The 25,858-nt window shown below is 57.7% G+C and carries 22 protein-coding genes; 12 read left to right on the top strand and 10 right to left on the bottom strand.

All coding sequences use genetic code 11. The annotated features are described in order from the left end of the window. Window positions 1-2: 2 nt before the first annotated feature. From F4X57_04145 to F4X57_04135, 3 genes are all read right to left on the bottom strand, one after another. Window positions 3-1,424 carry a class II fumarate hydratase gene (locus tag F4X57_04145; protein ID MYC06351.1) on the bottom strand — a complete coding sequence of 474 codons (1,422 nt, stop codon included), beginning with the start codon at window positions 1,422-1,424 and terminating at the stop codon, window positions 3-5. A 109-nt stretch (window positions 1,425-1,533) separates the two neighbouring features. After that, window positions 1,534-2,181, bottom strand: a complete 648-nt coding sequence (locus F4X57_04140; protein MYC06350.1) for a hypothetical protein — start codon at window positions 2,179-2,181, stop codon at window positions 1,534-1,536. After that, entirely contained in the window at window positions 2,181-2,846 is a 666-nt protein-coding gene (locus F4X57_04135; protein ID MYC06349.1) for a prolyl oligopeptidase family serine peptidase, read from the bottom strand. The genes F4X57_04140 and F4X57_04135 overlap by 1 nt, the downstream gene beginning before the upstream one ends. Window positions 2,847-3,016: 170 nt before the next feature. On the opposite strand from F4X57_04135, the gene ltaE reads away from it, so the two are divergent. The 3 genes from ltaE to F4X57_04120 all read left to right on the top strand — a co-directional run bounded on the left by ltaE (window position 3,017) and on the right by F4X57_04120 (window position 6,733). Continuing rightward, the gene (ltaE, locus tag F4X57_04130) at window positions 3,017-4,057 is read left to right on the top strand and encodes a low-specificity L-threonine aldolase (protein ID MYC06348.1); all 1,041 of its coding nucleotides are present in this window, start codon (window positions 3,017-3,019) and stop codon (window positions 4,055-4,057) included. An 80-nt stretch (window positions 4,058-4,137) separates the two neighbouring features. Further along, the gene (locus tag F4X57_04125; GenBank protein MYC06347.1) at window positions 4,138-5,367 is read left to right on the top strand and encodes an MFS transporter; all 1,230 of its coding nucleotides are present in this window, start codon (window positions 4,138-4,140) and stop codon (window positions 5,365-5,367) included. Between the two features lie 118 nt (window positions 5,368-5,485). Next, window positions 5,486-6,733: an MFS transporter gene (locus tag F4X57_04120; protein MYC06346.1), complete on the top strand. Its 1,248-nt coding sequence runs from the start codon at window positions 5,486-5,488 to the stop codon at window positions 6,731-6,733. A 23-nt stretch (window positions 6,734-6,756) separates the two neighbouring features. Here the strand turns inward: F4X57_04120 and F4X57_04115 are convergent, their stop codons facing one another. Beyond that, window positions 6,757-8,085 carry a replication-associated recombination protein A gene (locus tag F4X57_04115; protein ID MYC06345.1) on the bottom strand — a complete coding sequence of 443 codons (1,329 nt, stop codon included), beginning with the start codon at window positions 8,083-8,085 and terminating at the stop codon, window positions 6,757-6,759. A gap of 20 nt (window positions 8,086-8,105) precedes the next feature. After that, on the bottom strand, window positions 8,106-9,476 hold the full coding sequence (locus tag F4X57_04110; protein MYC06344.1) for an L-seryl-tRNA(Sec) selenium transferase: 1,371 nt from the start codon (window positions 9,474-9,476) through the stop codon (window positions 8,106-8,108). Window positions 9,477-9,685: 209 nt separating this feature from the next. Here F4X57_04110 and F4X57_04105 point away from each other — a divergent pair, with 209 nt between their 5' ends. The 5 genes from F4X57_04105 (at window position 9,686) to F4X57_04085 (ending at window position 15,689) form a co-directional block, all read left to right on the top strand. Then, entirely contained in the window at window positions 9,686-10,282 is a 597-nt protein-coding gene (locus F4X57_04105) for a dephospho-CoA kinase (protein ID MYC06343.1), read from the top strand. A gap of 18 nt (window positions 10,283-10,300) precedes the next feature. Next, window positions 10,301-11,197, top strand: coding sequence for a CbbQ/NirQ/NorQ/GpvN family protein (locus tag F4X57_04100; protein ID MYC06342.1), 897 nt, complete (start codon window positions 10,301-10,303; stop codon window positions 11,195-11,197). Between the two features lie 14 nt (window positions 11,198-11,211). Further along, complete coding sequence (locus F4X57_04095) at window positions 11,212-11,679, top strand: VOC family protein (protein ID MYC06341.1); 468 nt, start codon at window positions 11,212-11,214, stop codon at window positions 11,677-11,679. Between the two features lie 114 nt (window positions 11,680-11,793). After that, window positions 11,794-12,393: a CoA pyrophosphatase gene (locus F4X57_04090; protein MYC06340.1), complete on the top strand. Its 600-nt coding sequence runs from the start codon at window positions 11,794-11,796 to the stop codon at window positions 12,391-12,393. Next, on the top strand, window positions 12,390-15,689 hold the full coding sequence (locus F4X57_04085; protein MYC06339.1) for a hypothetical protein: 3,300 nt from the start codon (window positions 12,390-12,392) through the stop codon (window positions 15,687-15,689). Before F4X57_04090 ends, F4X57_04085 begins: the two co-directional genes overlap by 4 nt. Before the next feature lie 101 nt (window positions 15,690-15,790). Here F4X57_04085 and F4X57_04080 read toward each other — a convergent pair whose 3' ends face one another. The 5 genes from F4X57_04080 to F4X57_04060 form a co-directional block, all read right to left on the bottom strand. Beyond that, window positions 15,791-17,239, bottom strand: a complete 1,449-nt coding sequence (locus tag F4X57_04080) for a CinA family nicotinamide mononucleotide deamidase-related protein (protein MYC06338.1) — start codon at window positions 17,237-17,239, stop codon at window positions 15,791-15,793. Further along, window positions 17,239-18,333 carry a hypothetical protein gene (locus tag F4X57_04075; GenBank protein ID MYC06337.1) on the bottom strand — a complete coding sequence of 365 codons (1,095 nt, stop codon included), beginning with the start codon at window positions 18,331-18,333 and terminating at the stop codon, window positions 17,239-17,241. The genes F4X57_04080 and F4X57_04075 overlap by 1 nt, the downstream gene beginning before the upstream one ends. Window positions 18,334-18,446: 113 nt before the next feature. Further along, complete coding sequence (locus tag F4X57_04070) at window positions 18,447-20,129, bottom strand: hypothetical protein (protein ID MYC06336.1); 1,683 nt, start codon at window positions 20,127-20,129, stop codon at window positions 18,447-18,449. After that, window positions 20,130-20,843 carry an ABC transporter permease subunit gene (locus F4X57_04065; protein MYC06335.1) on the bottom strand — a complete coding sequence of 238 codons (714 nt, stop codon included), beginning with the start codon at window positions 20,841-20,843 and terminating at the stop codon, window positions 20,130-20,132. A 56-nt stretch (window positions 20,844-20,899) separates the two neighbouring features. Next, complete coding sequence (locus F4X57_04060; protein MYC06334.1) at window positions 20,900-21,868, bottom strand: ABC transporter ATP-binding protein; 969 nt, start codon at window positions 21,866-21,868, stop codon at window positions 20,900-20,902. Between the two features lie 483 nt (window positions 21,869-22,351). On the opposite strand from F4X57_04060, the gene speD reads away from it, so the two are divergent. The 4 genes from speD to F4X57_04040 all read left to right on the top strand — a co-directional run bounded on the left by speD (window position 22,352) and on the right by F4X57_04040 (window position 25,798). Then, the gene (gene speD, locus F4X57_04055; protein MYC06333.1) at window positions 22,352-22,789 is read left to right on the top strand and encodes an adenosylmethionine decarboxylase; all 438 of its coding nucleotides are present in this window, start codon (window positions 22,352-22,354) and stop codon (window positions 22,787-22,789) included. A 1-nt stretch (window position 22,790) separates the two neighbouring features. Further along, window positions 22,791-23,705 carry an agmatinase gene (speB, locus tag F4X57_04050; GenBank protein ID MYC06332.1) on the top strand — a complete coding sequence of 305 codons (915 nt, stop codon included), beginning with the start codon at window positions 22,791-22,793 and terminating at the stop codon, window positions 23,703-23,705. Window positions 23,706-23,916: 211 nt separating this feature from the next. Beyond that, complete coding sequence (gene nifS / locus F4X57_04045) at window positions 23,917-25,104, top strand: cysteine desulfurase NifS (GenBank protein ID MYC06331.1); 1,188 nt, start codon at window positions 23,917-23,919, stop codon at window positions 25,102-25,104. 85 nt (window positions 25,105-25,189) lie between these two features. After that, the gene (locus F4X57_04040) at window positions 25,190-25,798 is read left to right on the top strand and encodes a hypothetical protein (GenBank protein ID MYC06330.1); all 609 of its coding nucleotides are present in this window, start codon (window positions 25,190-25,192) and stop codon (window positions 25,796-25,798) included. The last annotated feature ends 60 nt before the right edge of the window (window positions 25,799-25,858 follow it).

Genomic DNA, 25,858 nt, shown 5'->3' with positions numbered 1-25,858 from the left:
CCCTACCCCACAGACACGCCGCCTGCGGATAGGCCTGGTTCGGTCATGCCGCTTGGGTCTAGGGTGTCGTCTAGTTCCTCGGAGGATAGGTCGGTCATTTCGATGGCGACTTCCTTGACGGTCTTGCCGGTTGCCTGCGCTTCTTTGGCGATAGCGGCGGATGCGTCGTAGCCGATGTGCGGCACGAGCGTGGTCACGATGGCGAGTCCGCGCTCAACCATGTCAGGTCCTGCGCTGGTCGCCTTCAAGCCGCGAATGCACTGCTCGTCGAGGTTTCGCGCTGCCGCCGCGAGCAAGTCTATAGACTGCAGCAGATTGTAAGCGCAGACCGGCATCATCACATTTATCTCGAAATTGCCGGACTGCCCGCCCACGGCGATTGCCGCGTCGTTGCCGATTACATGCGCCGCCACCTGACACACGGATTCCGGTATCACAGGGTTCACTTTGCCAGGCATAATCGAGCTTCCCGGCTGCACTTCGGGCAGTTCAATCTCGCCGATGCCGCCGCGCGGACCTGAGCCAAGCCAGCGAATGTCATTGCAGATTTTCATCAGGCTGACGGCGACCGTCTTCAACGAACCGCTCGCTTCCACCACATTGTCCAGCGTGCTCTGCGACTGGAAGTGATTCGTCGTCTCGCGCACTTCCACGCCCAGCATATCCGACAACCGAGCGCACACACGACCGGCGAAATCCGGATGCGTGTTGACGCCCGTGCCAACTGCGGTACCACCTAGCGCGACTTCGCCCAACTCCCGTTCGGCGTGACGCAGCCGTTCGATGCCGCGCTCTATCTGCCCGGCGTATCCGCGGAATTCCTGCCCTAGGCGAACGGGAGTGGCGTCTTGCAGGTGTGTGCGGCCCGTCTTTATCACGGGCATGAACTCTTCTGCTTTCTGCTCCAGCCCTTCCTGCAATTGCTGCATCGCGGGGATGAGGTCGTCGTGGATAGTAAGCAGCGCAGAGAGGTGTATTGCTGTCGGTATCACATCGTTAGACGACTGTCCGATGTTCACATGGTCGTTGGGGTGAACGGGCGAGCGCGAGCCGATTACCCCGCCCATCAGCTCGATGGCGCGGTTCGAAATGACTTCGTTCACGTTCATGTTCGTGGATGTGCCGCTGCCGGTCTGAAATATGTCCACCACGAACTGATCATCCAAGTCGCCGTCCATGACTTCCTGCGCAGCCTGCGTAATGCCATCGGCAAGTGCGTCCTCCAACAAACCTAGTTCGGCGTTCACTTGCGCCGCGGTCTGCTTGACTAAGCCAAGCGCGCCGATGAACGAGCGCGGAAATCGCAGGTCGCTGATGGGGAAATTCAGCACCGCGCGCATCGTGTTCGCGCCGTAGTATGCCTCCGCCGGTACCTGAAACTCGCCCATAGAGTCCCGTTCACTTCGATATTTCTGCTCTGACACTATCGTCTCCTATTTGCCAATCTTGCTCTGAATTTTGTCGGTATTGTTCTGGTCGGACAGCGAGTAATCTTGCCCAACTCGACTGTCCATGCAGTCCAAGATTTCGTTGTCAGTCAACGCCAAATACTTGTGAGACGAACGCCACCACTTCGTCAGCAACTTCCCATTCGCGTCCGGCTAGGCTGTGGTCGCCGCCTTCAACCTCGCGGAATTGCACAGGCTCGCGAACGCCGTCCAACGCGCGCTGCAATCTTACGGATGATACCAGACGGTCGTGCTCGCCCACGACGAACAACTTCGGGCGCTTGTCCTTTACGATGCGCGATTCTTCAACGGTGGACAGTGGTGGCGCGATGAGTGCGAGTGCGTGAGCCGACTTGAAGTGCCGCAACCCGCGCAGTATCGCGCCTGCGCCGAATGAGTAGCCGCAGAGCGCCATTCGTTTACGGTCAACGCCCCGCCAGCGGCGTATGATATTCAACGCTGCCTTGATGTCCTCGTGAGTAGAATCGCCGTTCTCGAAGTCTCCTTCACTGCCTTCAACGCCACGAAAGTTGAATCGGAAGCTGGCGAATCCCGCTTCGCTCGCCGCGCGGCAGACGCTGGCAACCACAGGACTGTCCATATTGCCGCCAAGCAACGGGTGCGGGTGGCACATCACTATTGCCGGGTACGGCTGCGGCAACTCTTTGGGAATTGCGAGCACGCCTTCTAGCGTTACACGCTTGCTGCTGAAGGAGATGGCGGTCTGCCGCATCAAAGCTGCTGCCCCCGCTCTGCGACAAGCCAATTCTCGAAGAAATCGGTCGTCAACTGCACAACTTCTGCGACATGCCCGCCGAAAAAGTGGTCCGCCCCGCGTATGACCTCGACATCTTTCGGGTCGGTGAAACGCCGCGCCATGAACCTAAATTGCTGCGCTGGAAAATCGTGGTCGTGCTCGCCTAGCATCAGCAGCTTGGGCAGCAGGAGTTCCTGTGCGCTCATCTCATTGAACACACGCGACGGGCAGGCGATGCTGACCAGCGCCTGCGCGATATTGCTGCGCGCGGCGGCTGCGATTGCGACCGCAGCGCCGAACGAATATCCGGCGATACCTAGCCGGCTGGCGTCGATGCCGTCGCTGACCGCCATGTAGTTCATCGCTTCTACCGCGTCTTCGATCTCGCCGTAGCCGCCGTCGTACGCGCCTTCGCTCATTTGCACGCCGCGAAAGTTGAAACGTAATGCGGCAATGCCGATTTCCGGAAGCGCATGCGCCAATGTCGCAACGATCACGTTGTACATATCGCCGCCGTACTGCGGGTGCGGGTGGCATATCACCACGCCGGGGAATCGCCCTTCGCCATCAGGCAGATGCAGCGTGCCTTCTATCGCCAATTCTCCGCTTGGGAACATTAAATCGTGCTGAGTTGCCGCCATATTATTCGCAAGTCCTCATTGAAATTTTGCATCTAAAGTTTAGGGGAATACGGCGGTATTTGACAAGCGCGGCGGGCAAATTTGCATCGATAGACCGAACAAGCAGGATGCACACGGAGTAGCGCTATCTGCTAGAATTGACGGAAAACAGACGGGAGAGGAGAGCCCAAGTGAGAGAAGTTGACCTTCGCAGCGACACAGTAACCCATCCTTCACCAGAAATGCGCCGTGCGATGGCGGAAGCCGAACTCGGCGACGATGTTTTTGGGGATGACCCGACGCTTAATCGCCTGGAAGCGATGGCGGCGGAGCGGCTAGGCAAAGAGGCGGCGGTTTTCGTCGCGAGCGGCACTATGGGCAATCTCGTGTCCGTTCTCGCGCACGCCGGTCGCGGCGACGAGATAATTCTCGGAGACAAAGCGCACATCTTCCGCAGCGAAGCCGGCGGCGCTTCCGCACTAGGTGGCGTGGCATACTTCCCGCTGCCCAACGACCATCGCGGTATGCTCGACCTCGACCGGCTTGAAGCCGCTATTAAGCCACCGAACGAGCATTTCACTCGCACGGCGCTGATCGCCCTTGAGAATACGCAGAACGCCTGCGGTGGCGCGCCGTTGACCGCAGACGACACGAAGTCCGTAGCGGACATCGCGCACAGGCACGGCATCCCACTGCATCTTGATGGCGCGCGCATTTTCAACGCGGCGGTGGCACTGGAGACGCCGGTTACTGAGCTAGTGAAGCACGCGGACAGCGTGAGTTTCTGCCTTTCCAAGGGCTTAAGCTGCCCAATAGGATCTGTCGTCTGCGGCAGCGAAGAATTCGTGCGGGAGGCGCGAAAGTGGCGCAAGATGGTCGGCGGTGGAATGCGGCAAGTCGGCGTCATCGCAGCCGCCGGTATTGTCGCGCTGGACAACATGGTTGAGCGTCTCAACGACGACCACGCGAACGCGCGCAGACTGGCCCAGGGCTTGGCGCAGATACCCGGCATTGACATCGACCCGGACGCGCTGCCCACGAATCTCGTGTTCTTCACCATCACGGACGGCGACCCGGCGCTGATACAGCAGGAAATCAACAGACACGGTGTCAAGGGCGGTATGCCAACACCAAATTGGCGGTTCGTAACACACTACGGCATCGACTCAGACGACATTGATTACACCATCGAAGTGATGGACGCCGCCTGTCGCAAGTACGCGACGGCATAGTGCCGATTTCGACTCAGCGAACTCAACCCAATTGAATACCTTGAGGCAGACTATACACATTCGTCTGCCTCTTTCTTTCTATGTTTCTAATACTGCACAACGCAAGACTTCGCCTGCTGTGGTCAAGTTCGGTCGTCAGCGAGATGGGCGTTATGTTCCACATCACGGCGCACGGCTGGCTCACGCTCACGGTGACAGACTCTGCCTTCTGGGTTGGCGCGTCCGCGGGCGTGGCCGGTACTAGCATCCTCGTATTCAGCACGGTGTCCGGCGTGCTTGCGGACAGGCTCAACCGCAAGTATCTCGTGCTGATGACGCTAATCTTGCAGGCAAGTGTTGGTGCGGGATTGGCGACGCTGATATTCACTGAGCGGATTGAGTTGTGGCACATTCTTCTCGCATCGTCCATAGAAGGCGCGATGGTGTCCATCCGCGTACCGTCGAGATTGGCACTGATGATGGATGTCGCCGGACGGCCAAATGTGCAGAACGCCACCGCCGCGAACTTCGCTGCGATGACTGGCACGGGCATCGTCATCCCACCGATTGCCGGACTGCTGATAGAGCATCACGGCATCGGATGGTCGTATGCTGCGATGAGCAGCGCATTCATTCTGTCCTCAATCATGCTGTCGTTCCTGACGGGCGTAACTGGAGCGTCGCGCAAGGGCGTGGCATCGCCGCTGCAAGACTTTAAGGAAGGCGTGATATACGTCTTCACCACGCCGTCGGTCAGGCTGCTCATACTATTGATGCTGACATCGGAAATCTTCGGGTGGGCGCATGAGGCGATGATCCCTGTGATGGCGCGCGAGGTCTTGGATACGGGACCTTCCGGCGTGGGCTACCTGTTCGCGTCAGGAAGCGCGGGAGCGCTTATATCGGCGCTTGTGCTGTCGATGGTGGGCGACATTCGCAGGAAGGGTATAGCGCTCGCCGGCGGCTACATCGGCTTCGGCACATTCCTGATTATGTTCGCGCTGTCGAAGACACCGGTCCTGTCATTCGTGCTTCTTGCGGCATCCTGGGCGAGTGTCGCGATGTATGAAACGATGCTCAGCACGCTATTGCAGACCAGCGTACCTAACGAGATGAGAGGCAGGGTGCTTAGCTTTCAGACATTCACATGGGGACTCAGCGGGCTGTCCGGATTTCAGGTTGGCGCGATTGCTGCGCTGCTCGGCGCGCCGCTCGCCATCGGTATTGGTGGCGGTATAGTGCTGCTGAACGGCTTGCGCCTCATACGAACGATAGCAATCAGATACCGGAGCGACCAGCCTGAGTCCGCCTCCGAAGAAATCGCTGCATAGCGTATCTGATGCCGAATCCCTTTCACCCCGTTGAGCAAAGGGTTAGTATGGGGTGTTTAGCATGGGAATGAAAACATTCCATCCACCCTATCTGGCAACATAAGCCAAAGTCCGACTTATGCTTCTGATCCTACGAAATCCCCGCTTCCGCTTGCTGTGGGCTAGTTCCGTTGTCAATTACATGGGCTTGATGTTCTACTTTACCGTGCACGGCTGGCTTGCGCTCACGGTTACTGAATCCAAGTTCTGGGTCGGTGCGACATTCGGCTTCAACGGACTGAGCATCATGCTCTTCAGCACGGCGGCGGGCGTACTTGCGGACAGGCTGAACCGTAAGTACCTTATTTTGGCGGCGCTGTTCTTTCAGGTGTGTGTAGCGGCGGCTATAGCCACGCTCATATTCGCCGAACAGATTCAACTCTGGCACATCATCGTTACAGCGTTCCTCGACGGCGCGATAATGTCGGTCAAGGTGCCGTCGCGCACTGCGCTGGTGCTAGATGTGGCGGGTCGCTCAAACATGCTCAAGGCGACGGCGGCAAACTTTGCCGCAATGACCAGTGCGGGCATCGTCATTCCGCCCATTGCCGGCCTGATGGTGGATACTCACGGCATTGGTTGGGCGTATTTCGCTATGAGCGGCTTGTTCGCTATCTCCGGCATTCTGCTGACCTTTCTGCGCGGCGTCCGGCGCACCCCAAGAAAGTCGGAAGCATCCCCTGTGCAAGACTTCAAGAACGGCGTGAGTTATGTGTTCAGCACGCCTGCCGTCAGATTGCTGTTCGTCCTTATGCTGACATCAGAGTTGTTTGGCTGGGCGCACGAAACCATGATGCCGGTGATGGCGGATGAAGTTATCGACGCCGGACCTACAGGACTGGGCTATCTATTATCGGCAGGAAGCACGGGCGCGCTGGTCGCTTCGCTAGTACTGTCCGCATTCGGTGACATTCGCACAAAAGGTGCTGCCCTCATCGCTGGCTATATCGGCTTCGGGTTATTCTTAACGCTGTTCGCCCTGTCGAATTCGCTACTAATTTCTCTAGTCCTCATCGCTGTCGCCCATGCCAGCGCCGCCCTCTATGAGACGATGCTCGGCACGCTATTGCAGACCACCGTTCCTGACGAAATGCGCGGGCGCGTGTTGAGCTTCCAAATGTTCAGCTGGGGTTTTACTGGCTTTTCCGGCTTTCATACCGGAGCGATTGCGGCGCTGCTCGGCGCGCCGCTCGCCATTGGCATTGGCGGCGGCATCCTAATCGTCAACGGCTTGCGGCTGGTACGCAGCTTGGCAGGGAAATACAGGGGAGGCGAATCAACGCTCGCTCGGACGTCCGAAGAATCGATTGAACCAAGCAAGCGTTAGTCGGTGATTTCCAATAGTGCCGCTTATTTCCGGCTGTCGCTCCACCAGCGTTCCATGCGCTCGCGGACAGTGCGTTCGTAGCCTTGCGTGCCGGGCTGATAGTAGCGCCGGTTTTTCAAACTGTCCGGCAGGTTCTGCGTCGGCGTAAAATTGCCTTCGTAGTCGTGCGCGTACTTGTAGCCGTCTCCGTAGCCCATATCGCGCATCAGGCCGGTAACGGCGTCGCGCAAGTGCAGCGGTACGGGTTCGTTGCGCGTGCGCTGCACATCTTCCATCGCCTTGTTAAGCGCCATATACGACGCGTTGCTCTTCGGCGCGGTTGCCAAATATACCGTCGCCTCAGCGAGTGGAATTCTGCCTTCCGGCAGCCCGATGAAGTGCACGGCTTGCTGCGTGGCGACCGCGACCGTGAGCGCTTGAGGCGCCGCCATGCCAATGTCCTCAGATGCTAGAACGACTAGACGCCGCGCGATGAACAGCGGATCTTCGCCCGCTTCCAACATACGCGCAAGCCAGTAGATCGCCGCATCCGGGTCGGACGCGCGCACGGACTTGATGAACGCCGAGATTGTATCGTAGTGCAAGTCGCCCGCCTTGTCGTGGCGCAGCGAGCGGCGCTGCATAGCGTCCTCCACGACTTCGACGGTGATGTGCCGTGTGCCGTCTTCGTCAGGCGAGGTTGCGCTGACCGCCAGTTCCAGTGCGTTGAGCGCGGTGCGGGCGTCCCCGTTGGCGAGGTTTACCAGCGCGTCTATGGCAGTATCAGGGATGTGCGGCCGCAAATCTGCGAGACCGCGTTCGTCGTCTGCCGCCGCAGATTGCACGATGCGGCGCACATGTTCATCGCTCAGCGATTCTAATGCGAACACCCTTGCGCGGGATAGCAGGGGTGATACGACCTCGAACGACGGGTTCTCGGTGGTCGCGCCAATGAGCGTCAGCGTGCCGTCTTCGACATACGGCAGGATGACGTCCTGCTGCGCTTTGTTGAAGCGGTGTATCTCATCGACGAATAGTATCGTGGACTGCCCTCCCATGCCCAGCCGTTCACGCGCTTCGCCTGCGATACGCCGCAAGTCCGCCACGCCGGACGCCACACCGCTGACTTGTTCGAAGTGGCTGCCCGTTACATTTGCGATGAGATTCGCGAGTGTAGTCTTGCCGGTGCCCGGCGGTCCCCAAAGGATGATGGACGGCAGCGTGTCGGCTTGGATGCTGTTACGCAGCGCGGTTCCACGCCCGATGATGTGCTCTTGCCCGACATATTCATCGAAAGTGCGCGGGCGCATCCTCGCGGCAAGCGGCGCTCGGCTGCCGAGTTCCTGCCGTGAACGATGCTCGAAGAGTGTCATCAGTATCCTCTGTGCCAGTGTTAGGCTTGTAATGCAGTCTGTACAGTTGCCAGCAGCGCGTTTTCTTCCTCAGGCAGCACAGTGCGGGCATCAAGCAGAACTCGCCCCTCTTCGATGCGCCCTAGAACGGGGGAATCTGCGTCCCGCAGGTGCTTTGCAACAGCCTCCGCGCCGCCCTCAACACGATCGCAGTCTATCGAAAGCACCCATGTGGGAAGCGTCTCGCCCGGCAGACTTCCACCGCCAATCGTGGATCTTGATGATGCCGCGGATGCGTGCGAGCCTATATTATCCGCCCAGTACATGACGCGCCGCTTGACCACATCGGGTGGCATTGCAATCATCCGCCAGATTGGTATCTTGTCCAGTGCTTCACCGCGTAGGTAGTGTTCAATCGTCGCGGCGAGTGCTGCCATGCTCAGCTTGTCGATACGCATTGCCCTAGCCAACGGATGCCGCGCAACCAAATCGACCAGATTGTTCGTGCCGGCGATTATGCCTGCTTGCGGACCGCCTAGCAGCTTGTCTCCTGAAAAGAACGACAGACCTACGCCCGCGTTGACGCTTTCCTGCGGCATGGGTTCGTGCATCATGCCAAACTGCGCGGAATCTAGCAGGCATCCGCTGCCCAGGTCGTGCAGCACCGGCACGCCGCACCGCGCGCTGATTTCAACAAGATCTCGGATTTCCGGCGCGTGCGTAAATCCCATCACTCGGAAATTGCTGGCGTGCACTGCCAGCAGCGCGCCCGTACGTTCCGTGATGGCAGCTTCGTAGTCGCTGGCGTATGTGCGATTGGTCGTGCCGACTTCGACCAGAGTCGCGCCGCTCTGACGCAACACATCCGGAATGCGGAAGCCGCCGCCAATCTCAACCGCTTCGCCACGAGACACGATGACTTCCTTGCCATTTGCAATCGCCGCGAGACCGAGCATCACGGCGGAAGCGTTGTTGTTTACGACTAGCGCCGCCTCTGCGCCCGTTACACGCGCGACCAATTTCGAGATGTGCGCCTGCCGAGAGCCGCGCCGTCCGGTGTCCAAGTCCAATTCGAGGTCGCTGTAACCCTGCGCTGCCCGCAGCGTCGCGTTCTTCGCGTCGTCGCTCAGCGGCGCGCGGCCAAGGTTCGTGTGCAATACAACGCCCGTCGCGTTTATCACATGGCGGGGCCATGGTAGCGCCATCACTTCTGCGCGCGCCGCGACATCGGCAATAATCTCGTGCAGCTGCGGTGCATCGCCACCTGCGGCGATTTCGCCGCGCGCGCCCGCGAGTCGCTGCCTGACGATTTCCGTTATCGCCAGCCGCGAGTGCTTATCCACTAACGCCGAGATGCGCTCGTCCGACAATATCCGTTCCACGCTCGGTAATAATCTGTACGCTGAAGTCATATTACAATTCTCCCACGCACAATTATAAGCGATAGGTAACTCGCATTGCTTACAGGCAAAGTGTGTCGTTTAATTCCAATTATCCTGTCCATCTGCGTCAGTTTCGCTATTGCACCTGAATAGTGGTAAATTTACGCGTTGTTGACCCTACCATAGGGCGATTGTTAGAATGTTCAGAATGTGATGATTTTCTCTACATCAGAGGGTCCATGTTCGTAATAGGTTTAACAGGCGGAATTGGCACCGGTAAGACGCACGTATCGCGCTTGTTGGAAGACTTGGGCGCTGCCATCGTGAACGCTGATTTGCTCGGACACGAGGTTTACGAGCCTCAGTCCGAGGGCTGGCGTGCGGTTGTTGACGCATTCGGCGATGGTATAGTCGCTGACGACGGCGCGATTGACCGGCGCGCGCTCGGCGGCATCGTGTTCAGCGACCCTAATGCGCTGCAGCAGCTCAACGCCATAATGCATCCCCGCATATACGCGCTCGCGGAGCAGCGACTGAACTCGCTGGCAGAGCAGGGCACTACGAATGCCGTGCTCGAAGCCGCATTGCTAATTGAAGCGAATTGGACGCCGCTGGTCAATGAGGTCTGGGTTACGGTTTCACCGGAAGCGGATGTCATCGCACGGCTGCGGCGGCGCAACATGGACGAAACCACCGCCCGCTCCCGCATCGATTCGCAGATGCCGCAGGCTGAACGAGTGGAACACGCGGATGTGGTGATCGAAAACAGTACGACACCGGAAGAACTATCGGCAACGATTCAAGACTTGTGGACCAGCAGGGTTCTAGCCCGTTAAGGAGTGCAGACTTACAAGATGACGCAATCAACGACCACGCTCTACCGAAGCTACATCATCGAGGAATATCACCTCACCGAAGAACCCTACTATGTCGCGGTCGGCGACGAGGTAGAGCTGTTCGAGGCGGCGTATCAGCAGCGCATTCCTCTCATATTCAAAGGACCCACCGGATGCGGCAAGACGCGCTTCGTGGAGTATATGTCGTATAGGCTCGGGCAGCCGCTTACGAGCATCAAGCAGGCGGACAGCCGCGGCGTCGAACGCCCGGAAGGCGACAACATTCCGCTGGTAACCATCGCCTGCCACGAAGACCTGACCGCAAGCGACCTAGTGGGGCGCTACCTGCTGGAAGGCGATTCGACGGTGTGGATAGATGGGCCGCTAACCCGCGCGGTCAAAGCTGGCGGCATCTGTTACCTTGACGAGATTGTTGAGGCGCGCAAGGACACTACCGTTCTCATCCACCCCCTTACCGACCACCGGCGCATTTTGCCGGTCGAGAAGCGCGGTGAACTACTTGAGGCGGCGGACGGCTTCCTGCTGATTTTGTCGTACAACCCCGGCTATCAGAGCGCGCTGAAGGACCTGAAGCACAGCACACGCCAGCGCTTCGTCTCCATCGAGTTCGATTATCCGCCGCGCGACATCGAAGCGGAAATCATCCAGCATGAATCAGGTGCTAATGTGGACGACTCGCTGCAATTGGCAAAGCTCGGCGAGAAGGTGCGTAACTTGCGCGAACACGGTCTCGGCGAAGGCGCAAGCACGCGGCTGCTCATCTACGCCGGCAAGCTGATGGCACAGGGTATTTCGCCACGCCGCGCGTGCCAAGTCGCGGTCAACTGGGCGGTTACCGACGATGAGGCAGTGCAGCGGAGCATCGAAGAGATTATCGCGTCAATCTTCGAGTAGAACGCAGTGCGGCCATGGCACAGATTCAGAAGATAACGCCGTTCCTGTGGTACGACGGCCGCGCAATGGAAGCCGCCGAGTTCTATGTGTCCATCTTCGAAAATGCTAGAATCGTGGACGCGCACAAGCTCAGCGGCGGTCCGGCAGAAAGTGCCAGCATCGTGTCATTCGAGCTGGACGGGCAGCGATTCACGGCATTGGACGGCGGACCTATGTTTCAGTTCTCGGCGGCGATATCCTTTGTGGTAAATTGCGATACGCAAGACGAAGTGGACCACTTCTGGGAACGGCTAGGCGAAGGCGGCGAGCACGACATGTGTGGCTGGTTGCGCGACAAGTTCGGCGTGTCTTGGCAGATAGTTCCCAGCGCGGTGCCGGAATTGCTCGGGGACCCGGACAAATCAGGAGCAGTCATGGAAGCGCTGCTTCGCATGCAGAAGATAGATATCCAGACACTGCGGGACGCCTACGACAGCGAGTAATCTCATTGCAAGAATCCCAAGAAGTGCCTCGCCACAGGCTCTTCGCAGTTGAAATTGCCACCGGCACGAACCCGCAGCACAGAAACAGGTAGCAGCGAAAGCGCAGATGCCCCTATGGGCGACAAACAGTGCGACACTTTCATAGATTACATCGAGCAGGTTATCGCTGAGACTCCGCACAGGCAAGTCGATGACCCGGCGCTCACGCCTGCTGGCGTGATGCTGCTCGTTTTTCGCAAGGATAGCGAGCATTGCATCCTATTGCAAAAGCGTTCAAGCAGGGTTGACAGCCACAAGGGCGAGATTTCGTTTCCCGGCGGCAAGCGCGATCCTGAGGACGTGTCTATGCTCGCCACTGCCATCCGCGAGACGCACGAAGAGATGGGCATCGACCCGCAGGATATTCGCGTTTTCGGCGCGCTTGACCATACCGCCACCACGACGGGCTACCTGACATACCCGTTCGCAGGCACGATACCGTATCCCTACGACTTCGATCCAAGCGAACAAGAGGTTGCGGAAGTGCTGGAAGTGCCTGTATCCTCACTGATGGACTCCGAGAACTGGCGCGGCGAGACGCGCGTGGTCAACGGCGACTTACTATGCGCGCCCGTCTTTGCGTATGATGGACACATAATCTTCGGCGCCACCGCGCGCATTATAGACCGCTTTATCGAAATGCTCCAATCCTCTACATGGGAGGCAATGCCTTGAAGAATCAGTCGGCAACGCTAGATGACATCAGAGTCGAGTTGGGGAAGTTTCCCGCTTCCGTAGTCGACGAATTCGACAAGGCGCTGGTGCAGATGCCTCCGAATCTCACCGACGCGCAAAGGCACGATTGGGCGAACGCAGGCCTTGAAATTGCGCAAGAAACCGTGCGCTCGTGGGAAGCCGCCGCCGAGTTCTACAAGGTGAGCGCTAGGGTGCTCGCCTACATGCCGCTGAACTACTTCTTCCAATGGACGGACTGCGGCAAGGCACTCTGTGCGGAATCGCCCACTCTTGCGACCGCATACTTTGAGGCAAGCCCGGGTACGATGAGCAAGCTGCGCTCGCGCCACATCGAAAGTTGGGCGACGCTCGGGCGCACGCTGTATAAGGGCACTTGGAAGTCCAGCACGCTGGCTTGCAAGTTCTTCCAATCCAGCCCTGCGCTGCTAGACGATCTTAGCTTCCCGGAGTTGGAGCGCTTCGCCAATTTCCTAGACGCGCTGTCACACAGGTCCTATGACCTGTCATCAGACTGCCTGACGCTTGGGCAGAAGCTCTTCCCGATGATTGGTGACGACAAGGCGGCGTTCATCAACATGGCGACAGTGCTCACGGACTCCGGTTGGCGCGAGATTAAGGCGTTCTTTGAGTCCGGCGCGCGCGCATTGCCCCGCATCGAAGGCACGCAGCGGTTGCGCTTCCTGAAACTCGCCGAGCAGCTTGTGCAGAACGGCGGCATGAACATCCCAAGCGTAATGTTGGAGACATCCAACGCACTTTCGCAAGTGGATACGCACGACCACGAGCAGATTCTTGGCATGGCAGAAGCGCTGCTGCCGCGCTCGGCGCATGCGGTGCCGGAGTTCTTGAAGGCATGCCCCGTTGCGTTGGACAAGCTGACGATGAATCAGCTCGAAAAGTGGTACGCAGAGGGCGTCAGCATCCTGATGCAGAACAGTGACGGAGGCTTGGCGTACTTCAAGATAGAGTCTGCGCGCTCCGAAGAGATGCTCGAAACGCTGTCGTCCGGCGTCGAATTCCAGCGCATCAAGGATGTGATGGAGATGTACTGCCGCGGTCTCGCGGGCGCGGAAATCAAGATGTCCGAAAGCGGCGAACTTGCCGACAAGAATATAGGCTGGGTGTCCAGCGAATCGCCGACGACGGAAGGCTCGACGGTCTTCGTCCCCGGGCTCGTTGACCGCTACATGACCAAGCACGAGAACTTCAACTGGTTCAAGGTAGTGTCCACGCACCAAGTCGCGCGCCTTGAATTCGGCAGCTTCTGGTTCGACTTCGACAGGCCATCCACGATGTTCGACGACCTGCGAGAGGAATTCGCACGGCAAAAGTTCGCTGCGGCGCATCCCGGCGACGATGGTGCCAGCGAAAGCGGCGACAGCCTGCCGGAGTCTGACGCCGAAGAAGCCGGGCGCGCCTGGGTTACCGACATACAGCGCTACTTCGACTTGTTCGATGACCGCAAACTGGCGCTCGACATCTACACAGTCGTCGAAGAGGCACGCCTAGATGCTCGCGTCAAGCACGAGTATCGCGGCATACGGAACACTTACACTCAAGTGCAAAAGGACTCCCTACCGCATCGCCCGAACATCACTGAACTCCCGATGCGTCAGGCGATGGTCGAGTTTTTGGTCAGGCTGAGCCTACAGCAGTACGAAGGCTTGCCCGCGCCGGAGCAGTACAAGGAGCAGGCGAAGCAAATCGGGCGAATATTGCGCCAGGTTGTCAACCCAGACGCACAGGTCGAGGACACTGCCGAAGCAACGCTGCGAATCTACGCGATCATATCGCAGATTCCCAACGAAGAAGCGCCACCGGAAGACTGGGATGATCTGGACATGACCGACGAAATGGAAGAGGAATACGTCGATCCGGACGAGATGGAGTCGTTGCTGCAGCAGATAGCGCAGGGCATGGAAATGCAGATGCGCCCGGACGGCGAACAAGACTACGAAGCCACAGAAGAGGTGGATTTCCGAGGCGATTTCAAGCCGGAACTCACGCAGCTTTTGGAACAGTTGCGTATGCAGCAGGACGAACCCGGCCAGGCAAGCGGTGAGCCTATCACACAGGAAATGCTGGAAGAACTTCTTCAGAACAGCGCCGAGCTCGAACTCGAATCGGTGCAGGGTGAGATACAGCAGTCTAGCAATGTGATGGCGAACAACCTGATGAAGGAAGCGGGCGTTGACGCCCCGCAATCGCCTGAGTTCGGGCAAGGCCCACTCGTGCATGTGGACGAAGACGGCGGCGAGCTTGAGGCAAACGAGCCGCAAACATTCGTGTACGACGAGTGGGACTTCCGCGCGGACGACTACAAGCCGCGCTGGTGCATCGTGCGCCAGAAGACGATGCAAGAGGGTGACCCGTCGTACTACGGCAACACACTCGGCAACTACGGCACGCTGGTTACTCAGATTCGCCGGCAATTCGAGATGATGGTGCCTGAGATGTTCCGCAAGGTGCGCAAGCTCGAAGATGGCGAAGAGATCGACATAGACGACATCATCGAAGCCTTCGTGGACATGAAGACCGGAGCCAGCCCCAGCGATAAGTTCTACTGGCGGCGCAACAAAGTGCAGCGCGATGTAGCGGTGGCATTCCTGCTGGATACCAGCGCATCTACCGCCGAGGCGATCGACGACACGCGCAAGAACACGGACGACTGGGACGCGCCGGACGACCCCGTTGAGTATATGGTCTGGTTGCGCACCCGCAGAGGTGAGGCTATGCGCCGGTCGTACAAGCGCATAATCGATGTCGAGAAAGAGGCAATTGTCCTGCTCATCAACGCGCTTGAGGCAATCGGTGACCTATACGGAATATATGGCTTCTCGGGCTACGGCAGGGAGAATGTCGAGTTCTACACAATCAAGGACTTGGACGAGAACTTCTCCGACCGAGTGAAGCGGCGCATAGACCGCATCGCACCTCTGCATGCCACGCGCATGGGTCCTGCGATTCGCCATACGACATACAAGTTGGACAAGCAGGACGCACGTACAAAGCTGATGTTCCTAATCAGCGACGGCAGGCCGCAGGACAGGGGATACAGCCGCGAAGGTGTGGAGAAGGAGTACGCCGTCCACGACACGAAGATGGCGCTCGACGAGGCGAAGAACAAGGGCATCAACGCCTTCGCGCTCACTGTGGACAAGAACGGGCACGATTACCTAAAGACGATGTGCTCCGACATGGGCTACGAAGTGCTTGACGACATCTACGAACTGCCCTCGCGCCTGCTCTACCTCTACAAGAAGCTAACGATGTAGCGGGGCAAGGGATAACAATAACGACAGACTAATGCAACATAAGCGGGGCAGCCATTTTGACTGCCCCGCAACCACATCTCGCGTCGTGTCTCTATCGTTTATCAACCGCCGTTTTCCGTCTGACCGCCGTTCATCCTACCGCTGATGTAGCTCTCAAAGAGTATTAGCGTGTGCGTAATTGAGCGCCCTAGAATGCGCTCTCTGCCGGAGCGTTGCAGCGCGCTCATTGAGAACCCTGAATTCCGCCACGACAGAGGAAACGGGATTGGCTGAGTTTGCAGGCTGGCTTCGTCACGCATCATGAAGCCGGAATACCAACCGCCCCAATCGTAGCCGGTCATTCCCAAGCCCACATCGGCGTTAAAGCGCTCACGCACGTGTCGAGCCATCAGTTCCGCAATTTTCAGATTTTCGTCGCCCATCTTGCCGCTCAGCGCGTCTGAAACAGACAGTGTGATATTCGCACCCTGGTTGTTCAGCGCCGACACGGAGGCCACTATACTTCCGCGCAGCACTTCGTCCGCGCCTTCGACGGCTGCCAGTCTGCTTGTCAGTACGCCACCTGTGAAATCGTCTGCAATCGCGAGCGTAAGACCGTGTTCGCGTAACCGGGCGATCGCTCTAGATTCTGGCGTGTCCTCGTCGGTGCCCCAAATCGCGCCGTCGCCCACGATGCGCCGTATCTCGGCTTCCATCGGCGCAATCAGCGCGCTCGCTTCCTCTTCGGTGCTTGCGGTGGCAATCGCTCGCAGATGAATGCCATCCTGTTTGGAATATATGCCTAGTGATGGGTTCTCGCTCTCGAATAGGGGAGACAGCATCTCGTCCAAGCCGCCCTCGGATATGCCGAATGTCTTCAGATTGCGGGTGACGATCGCGATGTTTGGGTTCAGCGCACGCAATCTCGGCGCGACTTCGTGCTGCCACATGCGCTGCAATTCGCGCGGCGGTCCCGGCATCGCCACGATTATGCTGCCCTCGTGTTCCACCCACCAGCCGGGCGCGGTGCCCGCCGGGTTGTCAATCGCCTGCGCGGATGGAATCAGGGTTGCTTGCTTAACATTCGTCTCAGGCATAGGAAAGCCACGATTGGCGAACAAGCCCTTCAGGTGTTCCAGCAGGTCGTCTTGCACTGTCATATCTTCGCCGCAGACCCTGGCGATGCTTTCTCGGGTGAGGTCATCGGATGTCGGTCCGAGTCCGCCGGATGTCAGCGTGACGTCGGACCGTTCGCTTGCGCGCTGTATCGCTTGGAACAACCGCTCAGGGTCATCGCCGACTTTGGTAACCCAATGTGTTTCCATGCCCAGTTTCGCAAGTTCGGACGCAAGATACGACGAGTTGGTATCAACCAACTCGCCCATAAGAAGTTCCGTGCCTATCGACAGAATCTCAGCGTGCATAGTTATAGTCTCCAATAATTTTGAGCCTATCGGAAGTGCGCTGTTGGCCAGCAGTTTAAGCACAGACACATTCGCATACCCAACTGCGGCGCAAACGTTAGGGCAGGGAAAATTCCAGCTCAACATCACCGGGCGGCACTCGCGCATTATCCGCCGTAAGGGGGATCCTGAGCCAGCGTTACAAAGGTGTCCACCCAGTCCGCGGGCAAGCCGATTATCGGCTGGCGGATAAAGTTCGACTCGGACTTTGCGTAATATACACTGCCGTCTTCGCTCTTGTCGCCGAGCAGCAGCAGCACGCCGTCAGTGAATCGCGTGCCTCTATCGGTCTCGCCGGAGAAGCGTATCTCGATTGCGTTTGAGTCGTCGTTAATGCCCCAAGGCGTATAATCCTGGTCGTCAACTGCCGGCACGATGACCGTCATACCTTCGGGGCCCGGCACCAGCGGGATCAGCGGCTCCCAGACACCGAGGTCTATGGGTTGCTCTTCTTCATCGACAGCGTAATCAATGACCGTCCATTCCTTCGTGCGCCAGTCTTGGATGAACGAAATCAGGTGCGTGTCCTCGGTCACCGGATTTCCGAAATAGACGTTCAACTCGACTATCTCGGTGGGGTCACGCCGTTCGTACCACTTCGGGACGGGCGGTTCGTTGGCGAGCCTGCTGATGACATCGCCCCAGCTTGACGCGATGAGGAACAGGTCCGGGAAACCTTCGACTTGACCGTAGTGATGCCTGCCGTCTGTCGTCAGGTCGCCCAGCCTGAATTGCACGCTGCGATCTGCCGTCAAGCCGACATCGACAATCGTGTCCGGCTTGTCAAGGCCGTATTGCACCGGGTTGTCGATGACGGGCTGCACGGCGGTCAGGTCACGCCGCGTACCAGGCCCGCTGAGTAGCAGCGTTATGCCGCCCCACCGATTGTAGCTCGGCGGGATGCCTTCCGGATTGGTGAACGCCCAGGTTTCCTCTTCGGTCCTGTAGAAACTCACGCTCTTGTCTTCGAGGTATCTTACGCGAATAGTCCGGATGTCGTCTTCGTGGACTTGATAGAACCACGGAGACCTTTCGGCTTTCTTCTCCACGAGTTCCCAGCGACCGGGATTGGCTTGCACGACGTGGTAGTCATCAAGGTCGCCTTGCAGGCGTGTAACCGCAATCTCGAACACATTGCTCCAAGCGATAGCGCCGACGATAACCGCCGCCACGACTATCGCTGCCGTTGCCTTTAGGTTCATCCGGTATTTCTCCCAAGAGTGCGGTCAGGCGCTGCAATTCCAGTCAGGGCACGCCTATACGCTGCCGCGCCGAAATCGCTTGACCGCTGTACTACGCTATTGGTCCGTGTATTCTAGCGCCTTCGCCACCACACGACTGCGCCGATGATGAGCATGATGACCGGCGGCACGAACCAGCTCGACCACTTGATGAAGTCGCGTTCTCGTGTGGTCACCACAAGCTCGCGGTATGGGAAAACCTTCGGGCGAATGGAGATTAGCTCATAGTCTTCCGCAAGCCAGTTCACCGAGTTTAGGAACAGATCCGCGTTGTCGCTCGATGCAAAGAACTTGTTCTTAGCGAAGTCCGAGTCGCCGAACACGACGAATTTCGCCTGAGGGTGGCGCAGCGATTCGTCAATCGTGCCTGTGGCTTCCACTACCACGGATATTGGGAATGGCCCCAGCCGTTCTTCGCCCGCATTGTAGCTCACATCTTCCGCGTTCGATTCTAGCCAGCTCGCGGGTGTGGTCATTGCAATTGGCAAAATGCGCACGAATGGCGGTGTCTCTTCCGGCGGTATCAGCCTGTCAACGGCAGCCGCTTCGGGGAAGAAGGTTACATCTATCTGGTCGGCGATCGGTATGCCCTGCGTGGTTGGCGATGTGCTTGTAGAATACTGAATGTTCGCGCGTTGCAGCAGCGGCGTCAGCTCTTCGCCTGCGACATTGCTAACGGCGTCGGCGATGCTCAATGGCATATTCGTGCTGGGATCACGGGTCGCGACCAGCACGCCCCACTGCGCTATCAGAAAGTTGAAGCCATCCGGAGTAGTAGGGTCGTACAGCGCGATAATCCTGCCGCCGCCCTTCATGTAGGCGTCGAGCGCGGCGAATTCATCGGTGTCCAAGTCTTGCTTAGGCCCCGCTATTACTACTACAGCGGCGTCTTCCGGCACGGCGCCTACTTGTTTAAGGTTCAAGGGCAGCACGCGGTAGTTATCGCGCTGCATTCCTGAAATGGCATAGTCCAATCCGTTGTCTAAGTCTATGTCCCCGGACAGTAAGTCTCTGGTTGCGCCGGCTTCGTCGTGTCCGGTCAGGTAATAGACAATCTTCTGCTCTGCGCCGGTTACGATGAGAATGCTAGTTACGAAGTCTTGCTCCGTGAATGTCTGAACGCTTTGCTGCGTGCCGTCGTCCAAGTCTTCGAATACTATGGCGGGGAAAGTTGTCACGCCGTACTGCTGTGCCACGCTTCGCTGCAATTCGGGGTCCACGAAGCGATAGCTGAACATGTTGCTGCGGCGAGTGAATTCGTTAAGCAGGTCTTCCGCTTGCTGCTGTGCTGCGACACTTCTGGTGTCGGACGGCACGAAAAACGCATTCGCGCGCACGAGCCCGTCCAGACCGTCTAGCACCTGCACCGTCTGCTCGGACAAGGTGAATATGCGCGTTGCCGTTACGTCCACGCGCGTCGGGTTACGATAGAGCAAGAAGTTGAGCAACAACACTATCGCGAAGAATGCGATTGTCAGCACGACGATGTTGCTACCGTACCTGCCTTGCCGCCCAACGAGGAATATGGCGATCGCCCTTGGAGAAAGCACCAGAGCGAGAAACACCAGCACGATGCCGATTATGATGACCGTTACGGAGAAGTCCCGAAGTTCTTCCACAGTGAGGTACATCGCCCCACCGGCGATTAGGGCGACGATACCTACTACCGCCGCTACGAAGCTCCAGAACCCCGTCGATTGCAGCGAAGACAGCACCACATTTTTCAGGCTTTCTCCGCCGCCGCTTTGTTCAACCATTTACCGCCACCTGCGCGTTTCTAGTGACCGGACGGCGATAAACAGGAATACCGCCGCCATGCTTATGTAATAGACGATATGGCTCGTGTCGATGACGCCGCGCGCGAAATCGGTGAAGTGCGCGTTCATGGAAATGGCGTTCAGCACATCCGACGCGACGCCTTCCACGATAGATGCTATCCGGTCGATAAACGATAAGGTCAGCAAAATGCCGATGCCGACTACCGCCGCGACAATCTGATTGCCGGATAACGATGACGCCATTAGGCCGATGGCGAGCGCTGCCATGCCATAGAGCACCAGACCGAAGTATGCGCTAAGTATCGGGCCGGTGTCAGGGGTGGCGAATACATACAGCAGCGCCACATAGTAGAAAGTGAAGATTATGGTAACCATCAGCGCGATGAAACTCGCGATGTACTTGCCGGCCACGACTTCCCAGTCTTGCACGGGGGCGGTCAGCAGCAGTTCGAGCGTACCCAATTTCTGCTCTTCAGCGAGCAGGCGCATCGTCAGGAGGGGAGCCAGGAACATAATGAACAGGCTCGCCCACGAGACAAAGTTCCGCACGCTCGCCTCTGCGAATGGACGCGTCATATCGAAGACGAAGAAGATACCCGTCAGCACGAGGAACATCGCACCAACGATGTACGCCGTCGGCGTGGTGAAGTACGCCTTCGTCTCCTTCCAGGCTATGGTGAATGTATTTCTCAACCTATTGTCCTTACTTCAAGTCAGGGCTGCTGACATCGGGGAATATATAGACTTGCCTATTCTTCGGCGACTGCGATTGGCTCTGGCACCGATTCTTCGGTCGTAACTTGTAAGAAAATCTCTTCGAGCGACATCCCTATCGATTGCAGGCGCAGTAGTTCCCAGCCGCCGCCTACGACCGTTGACGCGAGCATGGCGCGCGGTTCGGATTGCGGGTCCGTGCCTACGATAAATGTGGAATATCCGCCTTCTTGCGAATAGCGATGGTCAACGGCTTCTACGCCTTCTACGCCCTCGATAGCCTCCGCAATCTCGCGGGATGGCCCGCGCGCGTCAATCTCGATGCGTTCCACGCCGCGCAGCCTTGTAGCCAGGTTTTCGGGTCTGTCCACCGCGACAATCTGCCCTTCATGGATGATGATTACGCGCTCGCAAATCATGCTCACTTCGGGCAGGATGTGCGTGCTAAGTATCAGCGTGTGCTCGCCGCCCAGGTCTTTGATGAGCTGCCTTGTCTCGACGACTTGAATCGGGTCGATGCCGATGGTCGGCTCATCAAGCACAAGCACGGCAGGCTCGTGCAATATCGCCTGTGCAATGCCCACGCGCTGCCTAAACCCCTTTGACAGCTTGCCGATGTGAGTCCCGCGGTATTCTTCCAGCCGGCAAATTTCGATGACTTCGTCCGTGCGCCTGCGGATATAGTCGGACGACATACCGCGTATCTTGCCCATGAACGCCAGGTATTCGCGCACTTCCATGTCCGTGTACAGCGGCACGGTTTCGGGCAGGTAGCCGATGTGCCGGCGCGCGTCCAACGACTCGTTCACGATGTCGTATCCGGCGATGGTCGCGGTTCCTTCGGTCGGAGGGTGAAATCCAGTGATTACCTTCATCGTCGTGGACTTGCCCGCGCCGTTCGGTCCGAGAAAGCCCAGAATCTCGCCCTGTTCCACGCGAAACGAAATATCGGTAACTGCGGGGAAATCGCCGTAGTATTTGCTAATGTGTTCCAGCTCAATCATGTCGTACCACTGCTACCAATCCGGCGCGCAATCCGCCCCTTCTTATTCGTTAACGCAACAGGAGGCGGTTGGTTAGTATTTGCCTTCCCTCCGGGCAGAATGTCTAATCAACGCGCCGCCTCGCGCTTGCAAGTGTTGATTCTATCTAAATCATCCCATCAATTTCAATAATTGTTGAACGCGGAGACGATTTCACAAGTCTCTAATACTGTCATTCTGAACGCGGTGAGGAAATTAAATTCGTTGCGTGCAAACCTGTTTCCGATTTTAGATTTCTCGCCCCGCTCGAAATGACAGGTATAAATTGCAAGGGACAGGTATGAATTGCATTTGTGAAATCGTCTTGAACGCGCTGGACGTTGGTGCTAACCTATTTTGACATCACACCGACGGCAAAATGCCGATCTGGGCGTGCCGATTTCCGGTCATAACGCCCATACAGTGGCGGTTTATCATACGCTTATCATCGGAGACAAACGCAAGTTGCATCTTGTAATTGACGGCTACGGCGCACCATTTGAGAAGCTTAACGATACCGATCTCGTGTATCGCTTTCTCAACGAATATCCTGACGCCATCGGCATGACCAAGATTGTTCCGCCGCAGGTCTACACCTATCAGGGCAAGACGCCTGAGGACTGGGGCGTGTCCGGCTTCGTCATCATCGCCGAGAGTCATATAAGCGTTCACACCTTCCCGGATAGGCAGTATGTCAACATTGACATATTTTCCTGCAAAGACTTTGATGCGACTTCCTCACTAGAAGTGGTCAAGCGGACTTTCGGGCTGCCGCAGGTCAAGGTGTGGACGCTTGAGCGCGGTATAGAATACTCCACGCCGCGCGAAGGATACAACGGCATGGTGCACGAGCGCGTGAGCATCGGCGTGCCGTCGCGCGCAGACGCGGATACCGCGAACTGATATGCCCGCATCTGAATACCATTGGCTCGGGGATGTGCCGCTGCAATGGCGCACCTTCCTCGACACGCCTCCAAACGAAAATCATCCGGATGATGCCGGTGTATTCGTCATTCCCGTGCCATACGACAGCACGACATCGTTTAAGGCCGGCGCACGGCACGGACCTGCGGCTATCATCGAAGCGTCCAAGCACATTGAAGACTACGACATAGAGCTAGACTGCGACATATCCGCAACTGGTATTCACACCACGCCCGAATTGCTGCCGCAGATGGACAGCCCGCAATCTATGATTGCCGCCGTCCGTACAGCCGTCGCCACCGCAGCGTCGCATGGCAAGCTTACCGCGTTGCTGGGCGGAGAACACACCATTACAATAGGCGCAGTGCAGGCGTACAAAACGCTGAATCCGGACCTGTCCGTGCTATACTTGGACGCCCACGCCGATATGCGCGACTGCTATCAAGGCACGCGATGGGGGCATGCATCGGTCGCGCGCCGTATAATGGAATTTTGCCCGGTGGCGCTCGTGGGCGTGCGCAGCACTAGCGAAGAAGAAATGCATCGGATAAGAACGCATCGGATACCGACGGCATTCTGGACGGCAGGTTCGCCTGACAATATGCCCGATGCGATGGCAATAATGTCTGAAAGTCTCACCGACAAAGTGTATATCAGCATAGACCTCGATGTGCTCGACCCGTCGCTTATGTCAGCCGTAGGAACGCCCGAACCGGGCGGCATGCTATGGCACGAGGCGCTCGAACTGCTGCGAATCGTCAGTCGTCGCGCGGAAATCGTGGGCTTCGACATCGTGGAACTCAGCCCGCGCGAAGGTCCGATCGCCTGCGCATTCACGGCAGCGAAACTTGCCTATAAGCTAATCGGCTACGCGACGGCTACGCGGCGAAGATGATTCAGGCATCTGAGTCAGAACAGCCCCGCCAAGTCTCAATCTTTTGAGCCTTGTGCACGCACATGCTAAAATGTGTCACAATACGACACAGTGTCGTTCTGACGCGAACTAGCGTATCCGGCATTCTGACACTGATTGTCCGCAATCGACACATTTATGTATCGTTCATAGATTGTTAGATAATGCGGATGGAAAGGGGAGTACATTGACCATCGCAGAAAGGGTCATATACTTGGACCACGCGGCGACCACTCCCATGCGTTCCGAAGTGCTTGATGCGATGATGCCGTACTTTGCGGCTGACTTCGGGAATCCGTCCAGCATTTACACCATCGGGCAGGAAGCGCGCAAAGCCGTTGATGACGCACGCGAGCGAATCGCCCGCATTCTGGGCGCGCGAATGAGCGAGATTGTCTTCACAAGCGGCGGCACCGAGTCTGATAACGCAGCGATCAAGGGCGTCGCATTCGCGCTGAAGAGCCTTGGCAACCATATCATCACCACCGCCATAGAACACCACGCCGTGCTGCACACCTGCTACCAATTGGAGCAGTTTGGCTTCGATGTTACATACCTACCGGTCGATGAGTACGGCATGGTGGACCCCCGCGATGTCGTCGACGCAATCACGGATCAGACGATTTTGGTCAGTGTGATGATGGCGAACAACGAGATAGGCACTGTGCAGCCAATTGCTGAGATCGCGCGGCATGTGAAGGCAGAGGCGGGCCGGCGCGGACGCAGTATCCTGATGCACACGGACGCCGTGCAAGCCGCCGGATTCCTCGACATCAATGTCCGCGAATTGGGCGTGGAATTGCTTAGCCTGTCCGCGCATAAAATGTACGGTCCCAAAGGCGTGGGTCTTCTGTACATCAGGCGCGGTACGCCATTCGACGAGCAAAACGCAGGCGGCGGTCAAGAACGACAGCGGCGCTCCGGCACCGAGAATGTGCCCGGCATCGTCGGATTCGGCGAGGCGCTGCGTCTCGCCGCACAGGAACGGGAAGCGAGCTCGGCACACTGCCTACGACTACGCGAACGGCTGACGCAGGGTATATTCGAGACGATTGACGGTGTAAAGCTCAACGGTCACCCGGCACAACGACTGCCCAGCAATGTGAATTTGTCGTTCAGAGGCGTCGAAGGCGAGCCTGTGCTGCTCGGGCTGGACTTCGCGGGCATCTGCGCGTCAAGTGGAAGCGCTTGTTCGTCCGCATCGTTGGAGCCGTCGCATGTGTTGCTTGCCATCGGGCTGACGGCGGAAATGGCACAGAGCAGCTTGCGATTTACCATCGGACAGGAAAACACAGACGCCGAAATTGACTATGTGCTGTCCGTATTGCCGGATATGATAGCCAAGCTACGGGCAATGCCGTCGCTGTCCGCTGCGAGATAATATCGCAGCGCTGCATTGGCAGTCGCTGGCGTAGTTCGCATTCAGAATTGATATTACAGATTGAACAGGAAGCACGACGACAGAATTGAAAGCACAAATTTCGCACCTGACGCAAAAGTCACATTGGTTCAAGGCGAGTAAGTTTAAGGGAATATCCGGCTGCCTGTCGCCGCTTGCGCTGTTCCTCCTATTGGCGACATCGTTCGCACTGCTGTCCTGTGGCAGCGATGAGCCGGAGAGGGTATCCGCGCGTGGCAGGAGCCTCGAAGTGCACACGACGCATCCGCTCATCGTGGATAAGGTCGCGTTCACGGACGGTGCCGGACAGTACCGCGTCATACGCCCTAGAGCGTCCAATCGTCAGCTGGTGCTGCTCGACATAACGCTAGTCAACCGCACCAGCCTGGTTACGCCCTTGCTCATCGACGAAGACGCAGCGCAGCTCGGCGACAGGCGCGGCGAGCGCATCAACGCGGTTGACCCGTTCGAGGCGTCGCGCGTCGTGGACACTGCCGACCCCGAGACTGACTTGTACACGCCGTTCCTGTGGGGTGCCATCGAACTCGACCGCGAGTTTCAGGTGCAAGGCTGGATGGTGTTCGATGTGCCGAAAGGGCTGATTCTAGGCAGCCTGTGGTGGGAAGAGGTGGACGCCATCATCACCGACTTCATCGAATACAGACGCCGACGGTAGCATCTGCCTGACACGCTCGGCATTTCTGTTATACTGGCACACCAAAGCAGAAACACCACC

The organism is Chloroflexota bacterium (assembly GCA_009840355.1).
Classification (GTDB): domain Bacteria; phylum Chloroflexota; class Dehalococcoidia; order Lucifugimonadales; family JADFKI01; genus Bin90.
The sequence above is the reverse complement of the archived record's forward strand: the minus strand, read 5'-3'. Positions and strand labels throughout refer to the sequence as shown.